Source organism: Ruegeria sp. YTSA135 (assembly GCF_059610165.1).
In genome coordinates this window covers 82,922-100,892 of the sequence record NZ_JBXWNC010000010.1, presented here as the reverse complement: position 1 = coordinate 100,892, position 17,971 = coordinate 82,922, and the positions used below count along the sequence as shown (strand labels likewise).

The 17,971-nt window shown below is 60.7% G+C and carries 16 protein-coding genes; 15 read left to right on the top strand and 1 reads right to left on the bottom strand.

The window, feature by feature from the left end:
- Positions 1–128 precede the first annotated feature (128 nt).
- From repA to repC, 3 genes are all read left to right on the top strand, one after another.
- On the top strand, positions 129–1,328 hold the full coding sequence (gene repA / locus AC2FIT_RS14395) for a plasmid partitioning protein RepA (RefSeq protein ID WP_009807965.1): 1,200 nt from the start codon (positions 129–131) through the stop codon (positions 1,326–1,328).
- Between the two features lie 116 nt (positions 1,329–1,444).
- Positions 1,445–2,296, top strand: a complete 852-nt coding sequence (gene repB / locus AC2FIT_RS14390) for a plasmid partitioning protein RepB (RefSeq protein ID WP_496830555.1) — start codon at positions 1,445–1,447, stop codon at positions 2,294–2,296.
- 238 nt (positions 2,297–2,534) lie between these two features.
- Entirely contained in the window at positions 2,535–3,590 is a 1,056-nt protein-coding gene (gene repC, locus AC2FIT_RS14385) for a plasmid replication protein RepC (RefSeq protein WP_496830553.1), read from the top strand.
- A gap of 212 nt (positions 3,591–3,802) precedes the next feature.
- Here repC and AC2FIT_RS14380 read toward each other — a convergent pair whose 3' ends face one another.
- Positions 3,803–5,005 (bottom strand): Fic family protein, encoded by a 1,203-nt coding sequence (locus tag AC2FIT_RS14380; RefSeq protein WP_496830551.1) that lies wholly within the window; start codon positions 5,003–5,005, stop codon positions 3,803–3,805.
- Between the two features lie 278 nt (positions 5,006–5,283).
- Here AC2FIT_RS14380 and AC2FIT_RS14375 point away from each other — a divergent pair, with 278 nt between their 5' ends.
- From AC2FIT_RS14375 to AC2FIT_RS14320, 12 genes are all read left to right on the top strand, one after another.
- The gene (locus AC2FIT_RS14375; protein WP_496830549.1) at positions 5,284–5,769 is read left to right on the top strand and encodes a hypothetical protein; all 486 of its coding nucleotides are present in this window, start codon (positions 5,284–5,286) and stop codon (positions 5,767–5,769) included.
- Positions 5,770–5,809: 40 nt separating this feature from the next.
- Entirely contained in the window at positions 5,810–6,748 is a 939-nt protein-coding gene (locus AC2FIT_RS14370) for an ArdC family protein (protein WP_496830547.1), read from the top strand.
- 23 nt (positions 6,749–6,771) lie between these two features.
- Entirely contained in the window at positions 6,772–6,981 is a 210-nt protein-coding gene (locus AC2FIT_RS14365) for a DUF6330 family protein (RefSeq protein WP_496830545.1), read from the top strand.
- A gap of 87 nt (positions 6,982–7,068) precedes the next feature.
- Positions 7,069–7,458: a DUF3768 domain-containing protein gene (locus AC2FIT_RS14360; RefSeq protein WP_496830543.1), complete on the top strand. Its 390-nt coding sequence runs from the start codon at positions 7,069–7,071 to the stop codon at positions 7,456–7,458.
- Positions 7,459–7,613: 155 nt separating this feature from the next.
- Entirely contained in the window at positions 7,614–9,596 is a 1,983-nt protein-coding gene (locus tag AC2FIT_RS14355; protein WP_496830542.1) for a ParB/RepB/Spo0J family partition protein, read from the top strand.
- A gap of 74 nt (positions 9,597–9,670) precedes the next feature.
- A complete protein-coding gene (locus AC2FIT_RS14350; protein WP_496830540.1) occupies positions 9,671–10,264 on the top strand; it encodes a regulator in 594 nt (197 codons plus the stop codon).
- A gap of 103 nt (positions 10,265–10,367) precedes the next feature.
- A complete protein-coding gene (locus AC2FIT_RS14345) occupies positions 10,368–11,024 on the top strand; it encodes a DUF6927 domain-containing protein (protein WP_496830538.1) in 657 nt (218 codons plus the stop codon).
- 104 nt (positions 11,025–11,128) lie between these two features.
- Positions 11,129–11,428 (top strand): type II toxin-antitoxin system RelB/DinJ family antitoxin, encoded by a 300-nt coding sequence (locus tag AC2FIT_RS14340; protein WP_044353023.1) that lies wholly within the window; start codon positions 11,129–11,131, stop codon positions 11,426–11,428.
- Positions 11,400–11,705, top strand: coding sequence for a type II toxin-antitoxin system RelE/ParE family toxin (locus tag AC2FIT_RS14335; RefSeq protein WP_496830535.1), 306 nt, complete (start codon positions 11,400–11,402; stop codon positions 11,703–11,705). Before AC2FIT_RS14340 ends, AC2FIT_RS14335 begins: the two co-directional genes overlap by 29 nt.
- A gap of 105 nt (positions 11,706–11,810) precedes the next feature.
- Positions 11,811–16,064, top strand: a complete 4,254-nt coding sequence (locus AC2FIT_RS14330; protein WP_496830533.1) for a strawberry notch-like NTP hydrolase domain-containing protein — start codon at positions 11,811–11,813, stop codon at positions 16,062–16,064.
- An 18-nt stretch (positions 16,065–16,082) separates the two neighbouring features.
- Positions 16,083–16,385 carry a hypothetical protein gene (locus AC2FIT_RS14325; RefSeq protein ID WP_496830531.1) on the top strand — a complete coding sequence of 101 codons (303 nt, stop codon included), beginning with the start codon at positions 16,083–16,085 and terminating at the stop codon, positions 16,383–16,385.
- A 124-nt stretch (positions 16,386–16,509) separates the two neighbouring features.
- Positions 16,510–17,238 carry a DUF736 family protein gene (locus AC2FIT_RS14320; protein ID WP_496830529.1) on the top strand — a complete coding sequence of 243 codons (729 nt, stop codon included), beginning with the start codon at positions 16,510–16,512 and terminating at the stop codon, positions 17,236–17,238.
- The last annotated feature ends 733 nt before the right edge of the window (positions 17,239–17,971 follow it).

Here is a 17,971-nt window from a genome sequence, read left to right as displayed (position 1 = left end):
TTTAGATTCTTCTTGCCGGACTCACTGGATCGTGGCATTCCCATTCTGACGGCAAAACGCGTCAGACACGCTGTACACCGTCAGAATGACTAAGAGCCTCAACAGAGGCCGAGAGTGGGCGGCAGGACATGGATGATCGTAACATTGGATACACGCAAGGCATAGGCTCTTCCGATATTGGAGCATTTGCCGACAATCTGGCTGAGTCTTTGGATCGCCAGATGAAGATCGCTTTCGAACCCGAAGAACGAAAGTCCCTACGCCGCTTCAGTTCCACCGAAGTCGCCGGCCTCCTGCGCGTAAGCACATCTAACCTGCGCAACCGGCACAAGGACGGCAGCTTCCCGGAAGTGCATACAGACAACCGCGGACACCGGTTCTACACAGCCCAAGAGATTGATGAGTTGCGCGATGTTCTTGGACGCACTGGAAAGAACGCAGAAAGCTACCGCCCAGGTCGACGTGATGGCGATCGTCTCCAGGTGATATCCGTCGTCAATTTCAAAGGCGGTTCATCAAAGACTACTGCAACGATTCATCTTGCGCAAAGGTATGCCTTGCGCGGTTACCGCGTGCTGGTCCTAGACCTCGATCCGCAAGCAAGTTTGACCACGTTTTTCGGCTTTCGGCCCGAGCTTGAGTTCGCCGATGGCGGCACAATCTATGATGCTTTGAGATATGAGGACCAAGTTCCTCTCTCGAACGTCATCCAAAAGACCTATTTCCATAAGCTCGACATGGTGCCCGCCGGTTTGATGCTCTCTGAGTACGAAACCGAGACCGCAAACGCTCTCGCCCGTCGCGTACAGCCCATCTTTGCAGAGCGCCTCGCCTTGGCGCTTGAAGAGGTTGAGGCAAACTACGACATCGTCCTAATCGACTGCCCGCCTCAGCTTGGGTTTCTAACCCTGACTGCGCTGGCAGCCTCGACGGGGCTTTTGGTTACCGTGGTACCTGGCATGCTTGACATCGCATCCATGAGCCAATTCCTGAAGCTTGCTTCAGAAACGGTCAAGGCCGTGGAGGAAGCCATCGGTCGGCGTGTCACATGGGATTTTGTCAAGTTCCTGATTACCAGATATGAACCGTCGGACGGTCCGCAGACCCAAATGGCAGGCTACCTGAGATCAATTCTGGCAGGTCAGGTCATGACAGAGCCGATGCTGAAGTCTACGGCGATCTCCGACGCGGGGATGACCCAGCAGACCGTCTACGAAGTCGATCCAAGCCAATTCATCAGAAAGACAATTGATCGCGCCCTGACCAGCGTGAATGGCGTTGGCGATGAGCTAGAGCAGACGATCCAAATGGCATGGGGGCGTCGCTGATGGCCCGAAACATCTTCAACCAGCCTCCAAGGAATGAGACGGAGAGCGGAGCCCCCTCCCCTACCCCGCCAAAAGCGGCAAAGCTGCCGGGATCTGTTGGAGGATTGCGCGACTCTTTGCGCGAGATCACAGCAAACTCGATTCGCGATATTGAACCCGATCAGATTGACATGGATGGGCTGCGCGATCGGTTGGTGCTGGAAGATTCCAGTATCGATGAGTTGGCCGAGAGCATTCGCAAGCATGGCCAACAAGTGCCCATCATGGTCCGTCCATCAGCCCAACCGGACAGATACCGCATCATCTACGGCCGCCGCAGGCTTGCGGCGATCCGTAAGGTCGGTGGAACGGTCAAGGCAATTGTTCGAACCTTGGACGATGACGCATCTCTGATCGCTCAAGGCCAGGAGAACAACCTCAGGCTTGATCCGTCTTTTATAGAAAAGTCTCTTTTTATCAAAGAGATGCAAGAATCCGGGTACAAACCCGGTGTCATTCAAGATGCTCTAGGTCTGACCCGGCAAGGCGTATCCAACCACAGGGTCGTCATAGAACAACTGCCAGACGGTCTTGTTCAACTTATCGGGCCAGCACATGGGATCGGACGACGGCAGTGGGGTGATCTAGCTGCCTTGTCGGTGAAGGTAGATTTGGTGGACATCGCCAAAGAGGCGCTCGCCGCCCTGCCCGACGACACTCCTAGTTCCGAAAAGTTCCAAGCGGTCTATTCGGCTTGCTCGAGCAAAGCACGTAGCGACAAGAAGCCGCCCAATCGTGGGCTGACTTCGGTCATCAATGATGAGAACGGCAGGTCATTGGGCACGCTGACAATCGATGAGAAGGCGATCGCGCTCAAGGTCACCAAGAAGGACAATCCAGAATTCGGCCAATGGCTCGAAGAGCACGCGGAAGCTACGCTTTTGCAACTCTTCGTACAGTGGCGGAATGAGAGAGGCTCTGGGTCCTAACCCAGGCCACACAGAGCAACACGAGCAGAGGAGAAAAGCGAAGACCCGAAAGAAAAGAGCCCCCCAAAGTTTCCCCTGGAGAGCCCTCATCATCTGATTAGCATCTTTGATGTAGCAACCTCCAGCATACCGGTCAAGAGTCACCGATTCGGTGGACTGATATTTTTTGCCTTTTTCCGCGAAAATTCGAGGAAAGAGACGGGGAAGTTGCGGGCCGAACGGTCGTCGTGAACAAGCCATGGCATTTACAAAACTCTCGATCGAAGCCGCAGGTGCTGATGCAACCCGCGGCTCATTTCCCCCATCTGAAACCGACGTCTGGACCATCTTCAGAGCCCTGAGAGATGCACGCAGCGTGTTTGGTCTACGTCCTGGCCACATACAGACACTTCAAGCAATGCTCAGTTTTCTGAAACCTGGCCATGGCGAAACGGTTTTTGCGTCTAACAATTCACTTTGCCAGCGCGTTGGCGGAATCGACGAACGGACACTCCGGAGGCACATCAACCGCTTCGTTGAACTCGGATTCATCAAGCGCAATGACAGCTCGAACCGAAAGCGCTACCGCGTTCGCTCATCCGGCGGGGAGTGCATCAGTTATGGATTGTCTCTCACCCCCCTGCTCAAACGTGCGAGCGAGCTTATAGCCATCGCGCAAGAGATGGAGAATAACCGGCGAGATCGGATATTTGTCCGCAAACAGATCCTTACAAAGCTCGCCCATTTGGAAGAGCACGATCCTAGCAACGCATTCATCAACCACGCACGGAAAGCTCTACGCAGGAAGCTGAGCCTCCCCGAATACCACGCTCTGCTCGCCAATACAGATGCAGAATGCCAGAGTTTGTCTACCCCAGATGACCCGCCTGAAACTATGGAATTGCCCGCCAATGACGGACAAACTGTCCGGCATCAATCTAAGTCTGAAGAAGAAAAAAAAGATTTAGATAGCAACCTAGGCCTTGAGACCCTGAAACCAGACTTGCTGACCTCAGTCTGCGATCAGGCGACATCCTTCTCCACAGAAAGACTTAGAAACTGGTTGGACATTGAAAACCATGCTCGAACACTTGCACCCATGATGGGCATTCACCCAGAGACTTTCGAGAAAGCCAAGAATGCTGTAGGAGCTCAGAAAGCGTCATGCGCGATCTTCATCATGCTACAGCTTGGAAAACGCATCAGGGATTTTGGAGCGTATTTTCACAGTATCACCCTGGGTCAAAGGCAAAACCAATTTGAACCATTAGCTTTGCTCAAGCGACTGTCCGAAAACAATGAGCGAACTGTCTAATGTCCACCGCGGTGGACTTCGAACGAGAAGCGGCGCTTGTGGCAACCAAAACTGTCCAAACGCACCTAGCGGCGCGTGGTGGTTCTTCAGTTTATCTCAGACCAGCAGATGTCCACCGCGGTGGACAAGTGACACACGAGCAAGCCTTGATGAAAATCTGGCCGCCCATGGAAGAAATCGGCGGCCAGGCATTACACCCTAAATGCCTAAAGTTATTGTGGGAGGTCACCGTCTCCAAAGAGGTTTGGAAAGAGCCGCTCTCGATAATCCAACGGAAACGCCAACCGAACTGGCGTCTTCGGCGAGACGGAAGTCAGGTATCCGGCGGCGGTCAGTTTACTCAGCGTGTTGCGAGCAGTACGCTCGGACGTCTTGAGCACAATCTGCGCATCGCCTCGTTCCAGTGCCCCATGCCGAAGAACCGCCGAGATTAGTTCCGGCGCTCGCTTGTCATCGATGGTATCTGCAACAAGACGACGATACCGTTGGTCCAGTCCGCCGAGATCGAACAATCTTGCTGAGAAGGTGATCTGGTCGAGCGTCACCTTTAGGAACCATTCACTAAAAGTCTTCAGTGCCGCTTCTGACAGGTTCCCCCGTCCGTCGCGGTCTCCGCGACGTGGACTGTCGGCCAGATCCATCATCCGTTTGTACTCGCCCCGATCGGTTAGCCCGCGGGCCAGCCCACGTGATACGGACCAGAGCCCTTGGCCACCAATCCCTGCTGTGAGGGCCATGGCATGAGACATCAGTCTGCTGACACGGCCGTTACCATCCGGGAAAGGGTGGATGTAGTTGAGCCGGTGATGTGCAGAGGCGATCGCGATGATCCGTCCACTCGAAGACCGCGCCGCAATCTGAAATCGTTTGTCGAAATGGTCCATGAATGCCGCGACCCGCGACGATGAAGGAGGTAGGTGGCGCCCGACCGCAACTTCCCGATCGTCATCCTGGCGCATGCGTCCCGGAACGATGGGCTCTTGTGTGCCGTCGGGATGTTCGATGACCCGAAACTCATCCGGCATCTCGTCGTAAAAGCTCTTATGGACCCACGTCAGGAATTCGGCGGATGTGGGGCGGGGCAGGGTGCCTATGCGATGCATCTCATCGATGGCCCGTTGAACGATGACGTGCGCTCGGGCCTCAAGGGCGAGAGGACGGGCTTCTTCCTCAAGCTCGGCACCAGCCAGCGCCTTTTCAATATCGCGGGGGCGCGTGTTGTGTCCTTCGATCAGGTTGGAGTAATAGCAGTTCATCACACGGACGAGATCGGCAAGCTCAGCTGCGCTGTCAGGATGCAGCCCTTGTCCCAGCCCGGTGGCTTCCCTCTGGATGTCGACCGAAAGGTCTGCCAATTCTGTAGGAATATGCTCCTCGAAGAAGCAGGGTTCGATTCTGGCGGGTGTTTCCAGCATTTTTGCCGATCTTCTATGTTTGCAAAGTAATTGAAAAACATACACATTTCGGAGCCGCAGGCAAGGTTTTGCCGATATACGTTGCCGATCTTGGGTGCCGATCCGGAATTGCTGCATGAAATCAATGGCTTCGGCAGATGTGACGGGCTTTTCGGTTTTGTTGTGTGCCCAAAGGGGCCGGAAAAAGAGAAAGTGTCCTTCGGGTTTTGTGACTGACGGATTAGGGCCTCTGGGGTCCCTCAGATGGGTCCGGGCCGGGTTCCGGTCTGCCGTTCCTGATGAAGGGCATTCCCATGCAAACAGGTGTCTTGCGCGTGCTCCGCGCAACCGCAGCCTCTTGGTGGCGGCATAGAGAGCTGCGCCGAACTGGCCAGACGGCGCTGGCACATCGGCTCGAACGCCAGACCGTCCTGCGTGATCTCGGCTATCTGAAGCAGGCGGCGTCATTGCCAAACGCGCATGTGATCTGCGGAGAGGGCGGGACATTCATCCATCTTGGTTGGACTACCGTTTCGACTCTCGCGCCGATCGAGCGCTTTCCATTGGCCACTCTTGCGGTCGCACGAGGGACCCCGTTCATCGATATCCGACCCGTCACCGATGTGATTGCCTTCGCGAACCTGCCGCGGGTGACGTGGGACGGATCGGACGCCTCTGAACCCTGGGGCCCTGGAAGTTCCGTCTTGCTGACCACCTACATCGACATCGTCGAAGGGCTCGGCGCGAGGATCACCAACGATCCACGCCCCCGTCAGTCAACCTGATTGCCATTCCCTCTCACCACCACACGAAAGGAGGCCAGCCATGGCCCGATCGCGCACGCCCAAATTCGATGCCTCCGAGGTCATCACAAACGAAATCATCCGCATCATCGAGCGCGGCGTCCTGCCCTGGCGCAAGCCCTGGACCGCAGGCGGCAGCGCGCGCCCCCTGCGCGTGTGCGGAGAACCCTACCAGGGAGTGAACAACTTCCTGCTCACCATGCGCACTGTGATGGCGGGCCACAGTTCGCCTTTCTGGATGACCATTCCCCAGGCCAATGCTTTGGATGCAAAGGTCCGCAAGGGCGAAAAATCCTCTGTCGTTGTCTACTACGGTAAAAGCCGGAAAGACGCCGGCGATGAGGATGAGCACAGGGAGAACGATGATCGCTCTGAGGAGGCCCGCGTCTTTCGATTCCAGAAATCCTACCGCGTCTTCAACGCCTGCCAGATCGAGGGCTTGCCCGAGAGCTTCTTCCCCGATCCGGAGCCGGCACCCGAACATCCGCCGTCCGAGCCCATCCCGCATATGCAGGCGTTTTTTGATGCCATCGACATCACGACCGTTTTCACGGGGACGGAAGCATACTACCTGCCGCCCGTGGACAAGGTGTTCATGCCGTCGATCGCGCGTTTCGAGAACCCGCGGAAATTCTACGGGGTCTGGGCGCATGAGCTCGCCCATGCCACCAAGGCGCGCCATCGGCTGAACCGCGACTACGGTCTGTCACGCTTCGGCAACACGGCCTATGCCCGCGAAGAGATCGTCGCCGAGCTGACCTCGGTGTTCCTTGGCCAGACGCTCGGATTTACAGCCCATACGCTCGAAATGAACGCGGCGTATCTCTACAATTGGCTGCGCGTGCTGCGCTCGGACAAGAACGCGATCTTCAAGCACGCGGCCGATGCGCAGCGCGCCTGCGACTATCTGATCGCCAGATCGGAGGTGGGCAGGGCAGGGCGCAGTGCCGAGGCCGCCTGACCACACAGAGAACGGAGACTCGCATGTCACGCAAGGAACCCAAGACGCTGCGGGTGGCCTGCTTTGAAGATGGCCGCCGCAAGATCATCACCTTCAAACGCGGTGCCTATTGGTGGAGCCCATCCGAGGGCGCCTATCCACTCTCGGCAGCGCTCGAGACCATCAAGGAACGGGGTGGCTGGGTCGAGACCATCCCCAACCCGAATTACAGATCCAAGGGGCTGTTCGGGTAGGGCACCTTCTCCTTCGGTCCTGCCGCCAGGCGGAAAAGAAAAAGCAGGCTTTGAGATGGGTGTTTCAACTTCACAGAGGAATGCCCCATGACCATCACCGCACAACCCCAGACAGACCGCCCTGATCCGAGTGTGATCGCAGCGCAGAACGACGCGTTTCGCAAGCTCGCATGCCTCGGAGTGCCGCCCGCGCAGCCCCTCCAGGGCCGGATGCATGTCACCCGCTCGCTTATGGAGGCTGGTGACGGCTTAATGGCCGAGGCGGTGAAGGCCACGGGCATGTTCGAGACCTTCGAGCCCGAGAACGATCCCGAAGGATGGCATGATTTCGGGGCGGTCGAGATCCGAGGCGAGACCGTGTTCTGGAAACTGGATTTGTACGAAGCCGATTCCGACTTCCGCTACGGGGCTGAGGCGCCGGACAACCCCGCCACCACCGTGCGCGTTTTGACCATCATGATGGCGTGCGACTGGTAGGGGAGGGGACACCCCCTTCTGACACCCCAAGAAATTATGGCCCGCTGACCCTGCAAAGGGAGAGTGGGCCTTTTGTCGTTGTGATCCCCGCCCTTGGGGATTGACCGCGCATCTGAATGCGCGGGCCGCATCTAATCCATCGAGAAGGATATCCCATGACCGCAAGTTTCAATCCCGCTTCCGTCGCCATCGGCGATCTGACAGCTCACCCCGCCAATGTGCGCAGCAACTCCCCCGAAACCTATGACCCCGAGAACATCGCCCATCTGAAGGCCAGTATCGCTATTCTGGGCCTGCTCCAGCCTCTCCTGGTCCAGAAGCTCGACGGCAAATACGCTGTCCTCGCCGGTGGCCGGCGCCATGCCGCGCTGAAGGAGCTGATCGCCGACAAGGCCGCCAAGGGGTTCACCGCGAAAACCAAGGTCGACTGCCGCCTTGTCCCTGAGGAGAGCGACGTCACCACGGCGCTGTCGCTCGCCGAGAACATCACCCAGGCGCCCATGAACGCGATTGACGAATTCGAGGCTTTCGCCCGGATGATGGAAGTCGACGGCCAGACGCCCGAGATGATCGCCAAGACATTCGGCACCACGGTTGCCGCCGTCAAAGGCCGGTTGCGCTATGGCCTGATCCACCCCGACATCCGCGCGGCGGCCCGGGCCAAGACGATCACGCTCGATACGATGAAGGCCTTTGCCGAGCATCCCAGCCAGGAGGTTCAGCGCGAGGTTTATGAGGCGCTGACCAAGGAAGACAGCTACCTGCAGGCCTACACCGTCCGTCAGGCGCTCAAATCCCGCGGTGTGCAGGTCAGCGATGATATCGGGGCCTTTGTGCGCGAGGACTACGAAGCGCGGGGTGGGGCCATCGCGGCCGATCTCCTGGAAGAGCATTCCGTGCTGGAAGATGCGGCGCTGGTCGAGACCATCCTGCTCGAGAAACTCGGGGCTGCCGCTGAGCAAGCCCGCGCAAAACTGGGCTTTGCCTGGGCCGATGCGATGGTCCGCTATGATTATGCGACCATGGCTGACTACGGCCGCGTCTATCCCGGCCCGATCGAGCCCAATGAGGCCGCCCAGAAGCGCGTCGACGAGATCACCGCCGAGCTCGAGCAACTCCAGCTCGAGATGGAAGATGAGGGGCTCGAAGACGATGCCTACAATGGGCTCTACGACCGCGTGGACGCTCTGGAAGAAGAAGCCCGCGACCTGCAGGAAGCCTACAGCGCCGAGGACCTGGCCCGTGCAGGCGTGGTCGCGTCCTGGTCGAGTGGTAAGGTGACGCTCCATGTGGGCCTCGTGCGCCCCGAGGACACCGCCAAAGAGGAGGGCGCGCGCGGCTCCTCGGCCAACCCGACGGGGGAGGAGGCCCCGGACGCAGGCGAAATCAGCTACCCGGCCTCACTGGCCGAAGACCTCAAGACCGAGCGCGCCATGGCGCTCGGGGCCGCGATGGCGCTGCATCCGGAAGCCACGCTCGATCTCACGCTCTTCAAGCTGGTCAGTGACGTTCTGGCCAGCGGCATGAGCGTCACGCAGGCCATCAAGATCGATGCCCGCAAGGAATACCGCAACCACGCCAAAATGGACGAGATCGACGAGACCTCCCTCGAGCAGGTGGCCGCGGCGCATGATGTGCTGGACCTCTCGTGGCTCGATGATACCCGCCCGCCCGCCGATCAGTTCGCGGCGTTTCGCGCGCTCGATGCAGGGGAGAAGGCCAAGCTCTTGGCCTATGCGACGGCCAGCACCACGCAGTCCTGCTTCGCGCGGGATCCTCGGCGCGATAGCCTGATGCATGCGTTCGAGATCGAGATCATGCCCGACGTCCGCGCCCACTGGACGCCGAACGCGGCGCTCTTCAACCGCTTCAAGAAGGCCTGGCTCCTGAAAATCCTCGGCGAGGATCTCGGCCTCGCCCAGGAGGCGGTCACGCTGGCCTCGTCGAGCAAGAAGGAGATCGTCGCCTTCTGCGACAAGCTCTTCGCCGAGCCCTTCGCCACGCTCACGGACGTGCAGCGCGCTGCCGTGGCCGCCTGGTGCCCGCCCATGATGCAGACCGCCGGTGTCGCCTTTGATGAGGCGGAGCCCGCTGCGGAAACCCCGGAGCCTGACAACGAGATCGCGCAAGCGGCCTGAGCCGTCACGTGACCCGCGCAAGCCCTTCTGCCTGCGCGGGTCGCCCCTCCCACACCCAACGGAAAGACATCCCCATGGCTATTCTCAAGTTCTCTGCGTCCGCTGTTGCGGCACAGATCGCCCATGCGCGCGCCTGCAAAACCTTCCTGCCCAACTGGAACGGGCCCGTGGACAGGCCCGCCCTGATCCTGATCGTCGGCAATGGTGTGCATCTGCGCTCAAACGGCATCGATGGCACGACCACCCGAATCGTCACCACCGAACAGGCCGATCCCTCTTTCGCCTTCGCCGACGGCATGAACCCGTTTCGGGACACCGACTGGATGGCGCAGCGCCGCATGGCGTTTCGCGATCTGACCGGCCAGTTCTACACCGACATCCTGGATGACATGCAGGTGCTCATCGACCGGGGGCGAGGGGCCATCCGGCTCGCCACCGATGGCCACAGCATCCGCGTCTTCGTGCGCCGGGCCTCGGATTATCTCATCGGCGGGACCTACGAAGTGCCCTCGGGCCTCGGCGGCACCTTCCGGGTCATCCTCAAGGATGCCTGCGACACTTTCGCGATCGTGCAGAACTGCGGCAATTGCGAGGATTTCGACGCCATGCAGCCCTACCGCGTGCCGCTCGATGCGCTGATGGAAATCGATGACCGGAGGGCGGCGTAACGCGCCCTTTCTCAAACACGCATCGCCAATACCCTGCCGGGCCTGCGGCCCTCTCGGGACATTGGCGACAACAATTTTCCCCAACGAGAGAAAGGACTCTGAGATGGGATGGCTTTTCTACACCGACGGCCGCGTCCAGAACTACGCGGATGAGAAAGCGGAAATCGCCCGGCTCTGCACTTTCGAGGGCGACACGCGCAAAACCGAACTGGTCAAAGCCTGCAAGGTGGGTTCGACTTGGTACGCGGCGGCAAGGGTCACCAATCGCGACGGCACCGCTGTCGAGGACACGACCTACGCCACAGATGCGGACGGCTCGATCACCTTCGGGGCTGTCTTCCTCACCCGATACGATGACGGGTGCTGGGGCTACAAGGACATGGAGGAAAGCGCTGGCCCGAACGAGTCTCGTGCGCCGCTTGGGCTAATCGAGCTCCTCTCCGACCTGAAAGACCCGGACAGCTACGCCCAGGACTGGCGTCAGCGCTGCCGGGATTGGGCTGCGATCCCGGACTACGAGGAGGGCGACAAAATCAGGCTCGCCACCCCTGTGACGCTCACCGATGGCAGCACCTGCCAGATCGTCACTGCGACCCACTACAGGCGGGGGCGGCAAAACCGCCGCTGCTACCGGATCGAGGAAACCGGCGGGCTCGTGCGCCTGTCTCGAGCCTCGCTTGCGGGCTCGGAGCTGCTCAGCTCCGCGAAGGGGGCGGCCAGCCCGGTGCTGGCGGAGTTCTTGGCGGGGCAGGATGGCTGAGTTGCCCGCTGAGACAACACCACGGGACCACGCGCGCGCATGCTGCCGACTTGAAATTGTATCTCAAATGAGATACATCATTCCCATCAATTGGAGGACCATCCATGCCTGCCCAAACATCCATGCTTCATGTCCGTGTTGACGATCAGCTGAAAGCACAGGCTTCGGACGCACTTGCGGGCGTCGGTCTGACGCTCTCCGACGCGGTGCGTATTCTTCTGACCCGCGTGGCCGCAGAAGGCGGCTTGCCTGCCGGATTGACCGCTGATCCGGATGCCTATGACGCCTGGTTCAGGGCGAAGGTACAAGAAGCGCTGGACGATCCAAGGCCCACAACGCCCCATGCCAAGGCTATGCAAGACGCCCAGGCATTGATTGACGGGAAGCGCCTTGCCAAATCTTGATGGGCCAAATCTTGAATGGAAAGCCACGGCCATCGCCGACTTGATGGCAATCATTGACTACATCTCTGACGACAACCCGGATGCCGCCCAAGTTCTCAAAGACGAGATTGAACACAAGACGTCCCTCCTTCCAGAACGCCCTCAGATGTACCGCGCGGGCCGTGTGAACGGGACTAGGGAGATGGTTGTTCGGCCGAACTACATCGTGGTTTATGCTGAAAGCCCTGAGATGGTGACTATTTTGCGCGTTCTTCATGCTGCGCAGCAGTGGCCATGATCGGGGTGCAGGCCCCCCGCTAAGAAATTGCCCGCTCTACGCCTTCAAAGTGTAGAGCGGGCTTTTTTCCTTTGGAACTCAGACCCTGATCCAAAGGAATTCCCCATGACCAAGCCCAAACCGGCTCTCTCAGCCTCCCAAGCTGACCTCGCCTCTGCCCTCGCGCAGATCGGCGCGGAGATCGACCGTCAACCCCTGCGCAGCTCAGCGCTTGCGCGCATCATGCGCGAGACGTTCCAAGGCAGCGATGCCATGGGCGCCTGGGACTGGCGCATGGCCTATGACCTGATGCAGGCAGCCGCCATCCAGGTGCTGCTGCGTTGGGACGCCGCGGCTGGTGACATCGCCGCTGCAAAGCTGCTTGCCTCACGGCTCCTGACGGAAACGCGCCGGTCAGAGCAGCAGATCCGGCTGCAGCAGTTTTCCACGCCGCTGCCATTCGCGGCGCTGGTCTTGCGGGCCGCGGCGATCCGCAAGGGCGAGACCGTGCTGGAGCCGTCGGCGGGCACCGGTGCCCTGGCTGCTTTTGCCGCCCGGGCCGGTGGCACGCTTTTGCTCAACGAGATCGACCCCTTTCGCCAGCGTCTCCTGCGCGCGGTTTTCGGCGACGAGGTCACAGGCCATGACGGCGAACATATCGATGATCTACTGCAGACGCCGGTTCTACCCGACGTCGTGGTGATGAACCCGCCCTTCGCCTCCTCGGTCGATCGCTCCCGAGACAAGCACATCGCCGCCAAGCATCTCATCGCGGCTGCAAAGCGCCTGGCACCCGGCGGGCGGCTTGTGGCGATCATGCCGCCGGGATTCACGCCCGAACGCGATGCCGCGCATTGGTCCCGCGCCTGCGGTCTCCTCACGCCGCGCTTGGCACTCACGATGCCGGGGCAAGTCTACCGCAAGCTTGGCACCTCTGTCGAAACCCAGCTGATGGTCTTCGACAAGGTGCAGGAGGACGGCGAGATGATCCGCGTCCCTGTGCGGGATCTGGATGAAGCCTTGGCATATGTCGATGCCGTGGCCGCAACCCGGACCGAGATGCGCCCCGCCCAACGGGTTGAACCGATCCCTCATGCTCGACCGACCGTTGCATCCTCTGCCCCGCGCAAGACCGCCGCTGCGCCTGTCGCCCCCTCCAAATCCCGGGCCAATGCCGTTGTCCCGCTAGTTTTCACGAGACTTGAGACCCCGCGCGACAACACGCCCATCTCGGACATCTATGCGCGCTACCGTCCGCAGCGGATCGAGATCGCGGGTGCGCAGGAACATCCCACCCCGCTCGTCGAAAGCATCGCCATGGCCTCGGTCGCGCCACCCGTACCTTCAGGCGCGGCCAGTTCGGAATTACGCCTGCCCGCGCGATTGATTGAAGAGGGACATCTCTCCGAGGCGCAGCTCGAGACCATCATCATGGCCCATGATGCCCATGGGCGCGACCTGCCCGGTCGGTTTACCATCGATGACGACCAGACCAAGCTGACGCGCGCCGATGATGACCCTAATGCACGGGCCTATCGCCTCGGCTATTTCCTCGGCGACGGCACCGGTTGCGGCAAAGGCCGCGAATGCGCGGGGCTCATCCTTGTCAACTGGCTGGCCGGGCGCCGCAAGGCGATCTGGGTCTCCAAGTCCGCCACGCTTATCGAGGACGCGATCCGCGACTGGGCCGATCTGGGCGGCTCGCCCGCCGACATCCAGCCGCTCTCCAAATGGAAACCGGACCAGCCCATCCCGATGGGCGATGGTATCCTCTTCGTCACCTACGCCACGCTGCGGTCCGCGGGCAAATGCGGCACCACGCGGCTGAGCCAGATATTTGAGTGGATGGGCGGAGATTTCGACGGCGTCCTCGCTTTTGATGAAGCCCATGCCATGCAGAACGCGGCAGGGTCCGAGCAGGGCAGGGGGGTCAAACCCTCCCAGCAAGGCCTTGCTGGCCTGCGTCTGCAACTGGCAGCACCCCGCGCCCGCGTCTTCTACATCTCGGCCACGGGTGCCACGAGCGTGCACAACCTCGCGTATGCCGCGCGGCTGGGGCTCTGGGGGCAGGGCCCCGAATATCCCTTCCCGAGCCGCGAGAGCTTTGTGTCGGCGATGGAAGCCGGCGGCGTTGCCGCCATGGAGGTGGTCGCCCGCGATCTCAAGACGCTCGGCCTCTACACGGCCCGCGCCCTCAGCTTCGACGGCGTGGAGTATGACGTGCTCGAACACGCGCTCACCCTGGCCCAGATCGAGATTTACGACGCCTATGCGGGTGCGTTTCGCACCATCCACCACAATCTCGAAGCCGCGCTGACGGCGACCGGCGTCAACGACGCCTCGGGCGAGACCAATGCCTCGGCCGCTCGCGCCTCGGCCAAGTCCCGCTTCGAGAGCACGAAACAGCGCTTCTTCAACCATCTCCTGATGGGCATGAAGGCTCAAAGCATCATCCGCGCAATCAAGGACGATCTGGCGGCGAGCAAGGCTTGCGTCATCCAGGTGGTCTCGACGGGCGAGAGTCTGCTGAAACGCCGGCTTGAGACGATGGACCCCGAGGATGAACTTGTCGAGGGTGCCTTGACGCCGCGCGATTACGTACTGGCCTACCTCGAACAGGCTTTCCCGATCCATGCGCAAAAGCTGGTCGAGGTCGACGGCAATATGGTGGCGGAACCCATGCGGGATGAGACCGGCGCGCTCGTCGTCTCGCGCGAGGCGCTCACCCTGCGTGATGCGGCCATGATGGAGTTGATGACGCTGGCCCCGATCCCCTCGGCGCTCGATCAGATCCTCTGGGCTTTTGGCGACGAGGCCGTCGCAGAGGTCACGGGTCGGTCCATCCGCCCTTTGAAGGCCGAGGATGGTCATCTCTTCATCGAGAAGCGCGCCGCCAGCAGCAATTCGTCCGAAACCCAGGCCTTCATGGACGGCGAAAAGGATATCCTGATTTTCTCGGATGCGGGCGGCACGGGCCGCTCCTATCACGCAGCGCAAACGGCGAAGAACCAGAAGCGGCGGCGGCACTATCTCTTGGAGCCCGGCTGGCGCGCCGATGCGGCTATCCAGGGGCTCGGGCGCACCCATCGCTCGGCGCAGGTCAGCGCGCCGTTCTTCCGGGTCTGCACCTCTGATGTGCATGGCGAGAAACGCTTCACGTCGACTATAGCCAAACGCCTCGACCAGCTGGGGGCCCTGACCAAGGGTCAGCGCGAGACCGGCTCGCAAGGCATGTTCCGTGAGGGAGACAATCTGGAAAGCCCGCTCGCGCGCGCTGCGCTGCGTGGGTATTTCGCCGATCTTGCCGCCGGGCGGGCCGAGGCGATGAGTTATGAGAGCTTCGCCGACTGGACGGCCCTGCGGCTGATCGACAAGGACGGGGTCTTGCTCGAAGAGCTGCCCCCGATCCAGCGGTTTCTGAACCGGGTGCTTGCCCTTCCCATCCACATGCAGAACGCACTCTTTGCCGAGTTCATGCGCCGGATCGCTGATCAGTCTGAGCGGGCGCGCGCGGCGGGCACGCTCGATTTCGGCGTCGAAACCCTGCGTGGCCAAAAGATCGAACAGGTCTCCACAGAGGATCTCTGGACCTGCCCGAAATCTGGTGCTGTCACACGGATCATCGGGCTCGAGGTGACCGACCCGGTCCACGTCCTTGAGGCCGAAGAGGCCATGCCGCGCAATCCCGACAAGCTACCCATGGTCAACCGCGCCTCTGGCCGCGCGGCGCTCATCTCGGCGCGGCCCATGCAGATGTATGACGAGGACATCGTGACGCTGATGCGTAAGGCGGTGCGGCCCAACGGGTCGAGCTATCTCGAAGAGGCGCGGTTCGAGTCCTCCGCCTGGGAAGAGATCGACAGGCCCGAGTTCACCCGCCTTTGGGATGCCGAGGCTGCGTCCCTGCCCAAGACCACCACGACCAAGCTCTACCTGCTGACCGGGCTGCTGCTGCCGATTTGGAAGGACATTCCGACCACGAATGAACGCATCTACAGGGTCACGCCGGATGGGGCGACCGCGATGATCGGGCGCACGCTGAGCGACGAAGGTGCGGCCGCGCTGCGCGCCCGCTTCCTCGTCTCCAACCCGCAAACGCCGCAAGAAATGCTGACCGCTTCGCTCGGCACCACCGCGCCGGTCGACCTGGGCCGGGGTCTGACCCTGACCCGTCGCCGTGTCGCAGGTGAGATGCGCCTCGAGCTGTCCGGTGCGGATCGGGGCATGATCGATGGCCTCAAGGCAATGGGATGTTTCACAGAGATCATCGCCTTCCAGTTGCGGGTATTTCTGCCGCACGGGGACGGGATCGACACGGTGGATATTTTGGCCCGGATCGTGGGGCAGGCACCAGATGCCGCTTCAATGGCAGCAGAATAGGCAAGGTGGGGGGGGATCATGACACTCGATGAAATCAAGGCCGCCGTCGATGCCGGCCAGACCGTGCACTGGGCCAATACCGGCTACGTTGTCCACAAGGACCGGCTCGGTCAGTACCTCATCACCTATTTGCCGAATGGTAGCTGTATCGGTCTGACCGACCGGGGCGGGCACCGGTTGAACGGAAGAGAGGCGGAGTTCTTCGTCGCGCAATCGAAGGACGCCGCACAAAATCCGGGCAGCCAATCAAGACCAGACGGGCAGAGGAGGGGCGTAGCACCCGGAGGCGCGGGGGCATTCCCACTCGAACGGCAGCTCTGACCCGTGGGTGGGGCTGAAAGGAAAGCAGGCTTTCTGATTTGTGATCCCTCAAGGGGTCGAGAAAGCAATCTCGGATGCGCTGGCAAGGACGTCAGACACCGGCCAATCCAAAAGGAACCATTCCATGTTCGCAGGAACCCTCACCCGCAATGTCGAGACCGCAGCCGCTCAGTACACCGGCATGATCCACTCGACGCGTTTTGACATCGCCATCCAGCTTGAAACCCGCCCGAAGATGTCCGCGCGCAGCCCGGATTTTGACGTGACGGCAGTCAACAAGTCAGGCCGCAAGGTGCGCATCGGCACGGCCTGGAACGAGACCGGCAATACCAGCGGCAACCCCTACATCTCGATGCAGATCGATGTCGGCCTCGGCCCGTTCCGGGTCAACGCGGTGCAGACGAAAGAGGCGCGTGCGGCCCAAAGCGGCGCGTTCGAGATCATCCCACTGGTCTCGAACGGCCTGATGAGATCCGGCTCGATCTCGGGCGAGCTCACCGCCATGGACGCCGACAACGCCTTCACCGGCTACATCGCCAACATGATGTTCGATCTGGAGTTCATGCTGATCGAGAACAGCTACAAATCCGAGGAGACCCACCCCGATTACCGGATCGAGGTCAGCTCGCCCCGGGGCACACCGATCCGCGTCGGCTCGGCCTGGATGGCCAAAAGCAGCCGCACGGGCAATGACTACCTGTCGTTGCTGATCAACACGCCTGATGGCGACCTGCGCGTCAACGCCGTGCAGAACGAAGAACAGCGTGGCGGGCAGACCTTCTCGATCATCCCGTTCATCGACAGTGGCGAGCATCCGCGGGACGCAGGCGCGGGGCTGTCGCTGGTCGCGTGATCAGCGTTTGAGACTGAACAAGCTGAACCGAAAGGGGAGTCGTGGTGACACGGTTCCCCTTTTTCTGTGCTGGTATGCTTGAAGGAACCCAGCGTGCATTGGAGACGTTCGTTTCCTCCGCAGCGAATGCAACCGAAGAGCCCTTTGTGACCGATGCTGCGGCATGCACATTTCGACAGTAAGGGCGGACTCCGGACCTTCTCTGCAAGCGCGAACCAAATAGCCGTGATGTCAGGAGCAGACGTTGAGAAGACCGCGGAACCCTGATTTCTGAGGCACCACGGCCCCGTCTTTCTTGACGAGAATGGTCAGCAGTTACAGACTCTGGGCGCACACCGCGGCATCACGCCCGCAAGGCTGACCGGCGCCGCCGTTCGCCCCAAGACGAGCTTTCGGTCCGCCGGATCGGGCCGACCCAGCCAAGATTCAGCCCAGCTGGGGCCTTGGGCATCGCCACCACAATCCCGAGCCCAGCGCCTCGGTCAGGACACGCCTAACGATCATCATGGCTTATTCTCCAAGTTGAAGGCTTTGATCACCGCCGGCCCTTTCTTCCTGACCAGCAGCAGATGCCCCCGCCGAAAAACCCCACCCGGCGAATGATACTGGAATGGATGTCGCCGGTACGGTTTCAAGAACCAGGGCCGCCAATTCCCGGTTTCAGAGCTTCGTCGTCACCCGTTTCGTCCGACCGCAGGGCGGGTCCAGAACCCCGCGCGAACCGCTGGACTGA

Bases quoted from the DNA above. Each gene is read 5' to 3' on its own strand.
- AC2FIT_RS14375 (WP_496830549.1), top strand. From the start codon at position 5,284: ATGAAGGGCATTCCCATGCAAACAGGTGTCTTGCGCGTGCTCCGCGCA.
- AC2FIT_RS14320 (WP_496830529.1), top strand. From the start codon at position 16,510: ATGTTCGCAGGAACCCTCACCCGCAATGTCGAGACCGCAGCCGCTCAG.
- AC2FIT_RS14325 (WP_496830531.1), top strand. From the start codon at position 16,083: ATGACACTCGATGAAATCAAGGCCGCCGTCGATGCCGGCCAGACCGTG.
- AC2FIT_RS14345 (WP_496830538.1), top strand. From the start codon at position 10,368: ATGGGATGGCTTTTCTACACCGACGGCCGCGTCCAGAACTACGCGGAT.
- AC2FIT_RS14370 (WP_496830547.1), top strand. From the start codon at position 5,810: ATGGCCCGATCGCGCACGCCCAAATTCGATGCCTCCGAGGTCATCACA.
- AC2FIT_RS14380 (WP_496830551.1), bottom strand. From the start codon at position 5,005: ATGCTGGAAACACCCGCCAGAATCGAACCCTGCTTCTTCGAGGAGCAT.
- AC2FIT_RS14360 (WP_496830543.1), top strand. From the start codon at position 7,069: ATGACCATCACCGCACAACCCCAGACAGACCGCCCTGATCCGAGTGTG.
- AC2FIT_RS14365 (WP_496830545.1), top strand. From the start codon at position 6,772: ATGTCACGCAAGGAACCCAAGACGCTGCGGGTGGCCTGCTTTGAAGAT.
- AC2FIT_RS14330 (WP_496830533.1), top strand. From the start codon at position 11,811: ATGACCAAGCCCAAACCGGCTCTCTCAGCCTCCCAAGCTGACCTCGCC.
- AC2FIT_RS14340 (WP_044353023.1), top strand. From the start codon at position 11,129: ATGCCTGCCCAAACATCCATGCTTCATGTCCGTGTTGACGATCAGCTG.
- repC (WP_496830553.1), top strand. From the start codon at position 2,535: ATGGCATTTACAAAACTCTCGATCGAAGCCGCAGGTGCTGATGCAACC.
- AC2FIT_RS14355 (WP_496830542.1), top strand. From the start codon at position 7,614: ATGACCGCAAGTTTCAATCCCGCTTCCGTCGCCATCGGCGATCTGACA.
- repA (WP_009807965.1), top strand. From the start codon at position 129: ATGGATGATCGTAACATTGGATACACGCAAGGCATAGGCTCTTCCGAT.
- AC2FIT_RS14350 (WP_496830540.1), top strand. From the start codon at position 9,671: ATGGCTATTCTCAAGTTCTCTGCGTCCGCTGTTGCGGCACAGATCGCC.